A 526-nucleotide genomic window follows, 5' to 3' on the forward strand; every position below is an offset into this window, starting at 1 on the left:
TTTTAAGAAAGAACCGGGATTGATAGAAACAACATTTCCCAATGAAGGACAGATGATATAATTTTCCTCGACTTGAGGCCTATTTTCATCCATACTTTTCATAAGGAGGATTAAGTCACTTCCCAAAAGGCAACCAAGATGGTTTCTCATCTCCACCTCATAGGTGCCTTCTTGTGAAACCACGATTTCTTTATGATTTGAAGAATTTACCAATGAGACTCTATTTCCATTGAAATCTGTAAAAAACCAATTGATTTTGACTGAAGGGGAAAGAATTGCCTCTAATGTAATGGAAACACTTTCTGTATCCGAGCAGTATGGCGAGGCAACAAGTTTACCTTCCAATTCAAGGATAGGCTGAATTACTTCAAACTTCTTTTTATTTGGTTCAGGGCAAGATAAACTCCCTTTTGGTCTTACTTCTAACTCAAAAATACCGAAAGTCTGTGGGCTCATGAATTCTTCAGTTCCGACCAACTCCCCAACTTCATTGAACCAAAAAATATCAACTTCTTCAGCAGGTTTG

At 37.6% G+C, this 526-nt stretch carries 1 protein-coding gene; it reads right to left on the bottom strand.

The features are described 5' to 3' along the window. Positions 1-526 (bottom strand): hypothetical protein (locus tag ACLD7X_RS18295; RefSeq protein ID WP_411425112.1); only part of this gene is annotated, 526 nt, incomplete at both ends.

The organism is Aphanothece microscopica RSMan92, from assembly GCF_046613545.2.
Lineage (GTDB): Bacteria > Cyanobacteriota > Cyanobacteriia > PCC-6307 > Cyanobiaceae > NIES-981.